Origin of the sequence: Streptomyces sp. NPDC051172 (genome assembly GCF_040682555.1) — a bacterium.
Taxonomy (GTDB): domain Bacteria; phylum Actinomycetota; class Actinomycetes; order Streptomycetales; family Streptomycetaceae; genus Streptomyces.
The window spans coordinates 1-5,079 of record NZ_JBFBBE010000243.1; the positions used below are offsets into that span (position 1 = coordinate 1).

Genomic DNA, 5,079 nt, shown 5'->3' on the forward strand with positions numbered 1-5,079 from the left:
CGGCTCCTGCCGCACCGGCTCCCGCGCCCGCCCCGGTCGCCGCTGCTCCGGCACCGGCCGCCCCGGCGCCCGCGCCGGCCGCTCCGGCTCCGGTGACCCCGGCTGCGCCCGCCCCCGCCGCGGCCGCCACCGACGAGGGCGCCTACGTCACCCCGCTGGTGCGCAAGCTCGCCGCGGAGAACGGCGTCGACCTGGGCTCCGTCAAGGGCACCGGCGTCGGCGGCCGTATCCGCAAGCAGGACGTCATCGCCGCCGCCGAGGCCGCGAAGGCCGCCGCCGCTGCTCCGGCTCCGGCCGCTGCCGCCCCGGCTGCCGCCGCTGCCAAGAAGGCTCCGGCCCTGGAGGCCTCCCCCCTCCGTGGCCAGACCGTCAAGATGCCGCGCATCCGCAAGGTCATCGGCGACAACATGGTCAAGGCGCTGCACGAGCAGGCGCAGCTGTCCTCGGTCGTCGAGGTCGACGTCACGCGTCTGATGAAGCTGCGCGCCCGTGCCAAGGACGCGTTCGCGGCTCGTGAGGGCGTCAAGCTCTCCCCGATGCCGTTCTTCGTCAAGGCCGCGGCCCAGGCGCTGAAGGCGCACGCGCCGATCAACGCCAAGATCAACGAGGGCGAAGGCACGATCACCTACTTCGACACCGAGAACATCGGTATCGCGGTGGACTCCGAGAAGGGCCTGATGACCCCGGTCATCAAGCACGCGGGCGACCTGAACCTCGCCGGCATCGCGAAGGCCACGGCGGAGCTGGCCGGCAAGGTCCGTGCCAACAAGATCACCCCGGACGAGCTGTCCGGTGCGACCTTCACGATCTCCAACACGGGTTCGCGCGGCGCGCTCTTCGACACGATCATCGTGCCGCCGGGCCAGGTCGCGATCCTCGGCATCGGTGCCACGGTCAAGCGCCCGGCGGTCATCGAGACCGAGGAGGGCACGGTCATCGGCGTCCGCGACATGACCTACCTGACCCTCTCCTACGACCACCGTCTGGTGGACGGCGCCGACGCGGCCCGTTACCTGACCGCGGTCAAGGCGATCCTGGAGGCGGGCGAGTTCGAGGTCGAGCTCGGCCTGTAAGCCTCAACGGCTGTACGTGGGTGCCCCCGTCCGGAGTCTCCGGACGGGGGCACCATCGTTTCCAGCGGCCGGGCCCTGCAGGGCGGCACAGGCGAGCGCCGCGGCAGGCAGCACTCCAACCGGCGCTGCCACGGTGACCGCGCGCGCCGTCCGTCCCGGGCATCCGCCGGTTCCGGCGCCGGCACGGCGGTGACCACCAGGCCGTACCAGGGTGCGGGTCTTTACAGGCGGCGCCCGTCTGCCGGGCGTGTAAGTCTCGTCTCACCTGCATGAAAGCGCCCCCGTGCGCCCCTCCCGAAGGCGTCCGCGGCCTTATTGTCTAAACGTCAAACGCCCCAGGGGCCGATGGGCGGCCCCTCCCTAAGGAGCCCTCATGACCGCGCCCGTCGTCCACTCGCTGCGCGAACAGATCCGCGAGCACATCGTGGAGGGGATCGTCAGCGGGCGCTGGAAGCCGGGCGAGAGGATCGTGGAGCGGCGCATCGCGACCGAGCTGGAGGTCAGCCAGACACCGGTGCGGGAGGCACTGCGCGAGCTGGAGTCGCTGCGGCTGATCGAGTCGGCGCCGAACAAGGGCGTGCGGGTGCGGAACCTGACGGCGGCCGACCTGGAGGAGAGCTACCCGGTCCGGGCCGGCCTGGAGGCGATCGCGGCGGAGCTGGCCGCGGAGAAGCTGGCGGAGGACTGCTCGGCCCTGGAACCGCACGTCGTCGCCCTCTACGACGCCGACCGCAACGCCGACGGCACCGGCCAGGTGCGGCACACGGTCGCCTTCCACCGCGAACTGGTGCGCGCCGCGGGCAACTCCGTGCTCCTGCACACCTGGGAGGGCCTCGGCATCGAGGTGTTCACGGCACTGTCGATCCGCTGGCTGGGGACGGTGCAGCAGTCGTACGCGGAGGAGCACGAAGAGCTCGTCCAGGCGTTCCGCAGGCGTGACCCGAGGATCGCGGAACTGGTGAAGGCGCATGTGCTGGGGTGCGCGCCGCGGGCCTGACACAGCCGAGCATACGTACGCTCACCTGCGGAAACCCCCGAAAAACACGGCACCGGGTGCCCACCCGAAAGGCACCGCGTGCCTACTTTCTCGAAATCGAGAAGTTTTGCCCGCAAGTCTTTGATCGATCATCGATCAGGGAGTTAGAGTCACCGGCGGACCTCCACCAGGGTCCTGGCGCCCTGTCCTGCCAAAGACCAAGGGCACCCCCGAACCCTTAACCGATGAGGGAACCCCCTTCGACTGAGGAAGGCGGCGACATGACCGACCCCAACGCCATCCAGCCGAGCGAGCTCGACCAGCTCCCCGACCGGGACCCCGAGGAGACCGCCGAATGGCAGGCCTCCCTGGACGCGGTCGCCAAGGCGGCGGGCCCGCACCGTGCCGCGTATCTGATGCGCCGCACGCTGGAGCGCGCGGAGGGCACCGGCGTCGCGTTGCCCAAGCTCCTCGAGACGGACTACGTCAACACCATCCCCACCGCCGCCGAACCGGGCGTGCCCGGTGACGAGGAGATGGAGCGCAAGATCACCGCGTGGAACCGCTGGAACGCGGCCGCGATGGTGACCCGGGGCGCGAAACACGGCGTCGGCGGCCACATCGCCACCTTCGCCTCCGCGGCCTGGCTGTACGAGACCGGCTTCAACCACTTCTTCAAGGGCAAGGAGGCCGACGGCTCGGGCGACCAGCTCTACATCCAGGGCCACGCCTCCCCCGGCATCTACGCCCGCGCCTTCCTCGACGGACGCCTGACCGAGGCGCACCTCGACAACTTCCGCCAGGAAGCGGGCGGCAACGGCCTCCCGTCGTACCCGCACCCGCGGCGCCTGCCCTGGCTCTGGGAGTTCCCGACCGTCTCCATGGGCCTCGGCCCGCTGTCGGCGATCTACCAGGCCCGCTTCAACCGCTATCTGACGGCGCGCGGCATCAAGGACGTCTCCCAGTCCCACGTGTGGGCGTTCCTCGGCGACGGCGAGATGGACGAGCCCGAGTCGACGGCGGCACTCGCACTCGCCAGCCGCGAAGGCCTGGACAACCTCACCTTCGTCATCAACTGCAACCTGCAGCGCCTCGACGGCCCGGTCCGCGCGAACTTCAAGATCGTGCAGGAGCTGGAGGCCCAGTTCCGCGGTGCGGGCTGGAACGTCGTGAAGTCGCTGTGGGGCTCCGCCTGGGACGAGCTGTTCCAGCTCGACACCACGGGCGCGCTCGTACGCCGGCTGCGCGAGGTGCCGGACGCCCAGGTGCAGACGTACCAGACGCGCGACGCGGCCTACATCCGCGAGGACTTCTTCGGCAAGGACCCGGCGCTCGTCGAGATGGCGAAGCTGCTGAGCGACGACAAGATCCTCGAGTGTTTCCACCTGTCGCGCGGCGGCCACGAGGCCCGCAAGGTCTACGCCGCCTACAAGGCCGCGCTCGACCACAAGGGCGCCCCGACCGTGATCCTGGCCCAGACGGTCAAGGGCTTCACGCTCGGTGAGGGCTTCGCGTCGAAGAACGCCAACCACCAGATGAAGAAGCTGTCGGTGGACGAGTTCAAGAAGATGCGTGATCTGCTCGAACTCCCCATCTCGGACAGTCAGTTCGTCGACGGTCAGGTGCCCTACGGCCATCCGGGCGCCGACTCCCCCGAGGTCCGCTACCTCAAGGAGCGCCGCGCCGCTCTCGGCGGCCCGGCCCCGGCCCGCCGTTCGCACGCGCTCGCGCCGCTTCCCGCTCCCGCCGAGAAGGCCTTCGCCTCCTTCGACAAGGGCTCCGGCACGCAGAACGTGGCCACCACCATGGCCTTCGTACGCCTGATCAAGGACCTGGTCCGCGACAAGGAGACCGGCAGGCGCTGGGTGCCGATCGTCCCCGACGAGGCGCGCACCTTCGGCATGGAGTCGCTGTTCCCGTCCCTCGGGATCTACTCCCCCAAGGGCCAGACGTACGAGCCGGTCGACCGCGACCAGCTGATGTACTACAAGGAGGCCAAGAACGGCCAGATCCTCAACGAGGGGATCACCGAGGCCGGTTCGATGGCCGACTTCATCGCCGCGTCGACCGCGTACGCCACGCACGGCGAAGCGATGATCCCGTTCTACATCTTCTACTCGATGTTCGGCTGGCAGCGCACCGCCGACCAGATGTGGCAGCTCGGCGACCAGCTCGGCCGCGGCTTCCTGGTCGGCGCGACGGCCGGCCGTACGACGCTGACGGGCGAGGGCCTGCAGCACGCCGACGGCCACTCGCCGGTGATCGCCGCGACGAACCCGGCGGCGCTGACGTACGACCCGGCGTTCGCGTACGAGGTGGCGACGATCGTCAAGGACGGTCTGCGCCGTATGTACGGCGAGGCGGCGCCGGGCGAGGACCCGAACGTCTTCTACTACCTCACCGTCTACAACGAGCCGCTGCCGCAGCCCGCGAAGCCGGCCGGTCTCGGCATCGACGAGGGCATCGTCAAGGGCCTGTACCGCTTCAACACGGCGGAGTCGGCCGGGCTTTCGCCGGTGGCCAACGCCCCGCGCATCCAGCTGCTGGGTTCCGGTACGGCGATCCACTGGGTGCTCGAGGCGCAGAAGCTGCTCGCGGAGGAGTGGGGCATCGCGGCCGACGTCTGGTCGGCGACCTCCTGGACGGAGCTGCGGCGCGACGCCCTGGAGGCCGACGCGGCCCTGCTGCGCGGCGAGGAGCGCGTGCCGTACGTCCGCCAGGCGCTGCACGGCGCGGAGGGCCCGGTGCTGGCCGTCTCCGACTACATGCGGCAGGTCCCGGACCAGATCGCGCAGTGGGTGGACCAGGACTACTCCTCGCTCGGCGCGGACGGCTTCGGCCTGTCGGACACCCGTGAGGCGGCCCGCCGCCACTTCGGCGTCGACGCCCAGTCGATCGTCGTCGCGGCCCTGGCCCAGCTGGCCCGCCGCGGCGAGGTCAAGGCGACTGCCGTGAAGGAAGCGCGGGAGAAGTACGGACTGTAGAAGTCGGCCGTTGCGGCGGGTAGGAGGGCATATGCGCCCTCCTACC

3 protein-coding genes are annotated in these 5,079 nt (G+C 70.3%); all 3 read left to right on the plus strand.

Translation table 11 applies throughout. The annotated features are described in order from the left end of the window. Positions 1-1,073: 2-oxoglutarate dehydrogenase, E2 component, dihydrolipoamide succinyltransferase (sucB, locus tag AB0N07_RS49645; protein WP_365847427.1), on the plus strand; the 1,073-nt coding region annotated here is incomplete at its 5' end. A gap of 373 nt (positions 1,074-1,446) precedes the next feature. Then, entirely contained in the window at positions 1,447-2,070 is a 624-nt protein-coding gene (locus AB0N07_RS49650) for a GntR family transcriptional regulator (RefSeq protein WP_266954484.1), read from the plus strand. A 260-nt stretch (positions 2,071-2,330) separates the two neighbouring features. Further along, positions 2,331-5,033 (plus strand): pyruvate dehydrogenase (acetyl-transferring), homodimeric type, encoded by a 2,703-nt coding sequence (gene aceE / locus AB0N07_RS49655; RefSeq protein ID WP_365847429.1) that lies wholly within the window; start codon positions 2,331-2,333, stop codon positions 5,031-5,033. The last annotated feature ends 46 nt before the right edge of the window (positions 5,034-5,079 follow it).

Excerpts from the sequence above, each read along its gene's own strand:
- AB0N07_RS49650 (WP_266954484.1), top strand. The coding sequence starts at position 1,447 with ATGACCGCGCCCGTCGTCCACTCGCTGCGCGAACAGATCCGCGAGCAC.
- aceE (WP_365847429.1), top strand. The coding sequence starts at position 2,331 with ATGACCGACCCCAACGCCATCCAGCCGAGCGAGCTCGACCAGCTCCCC.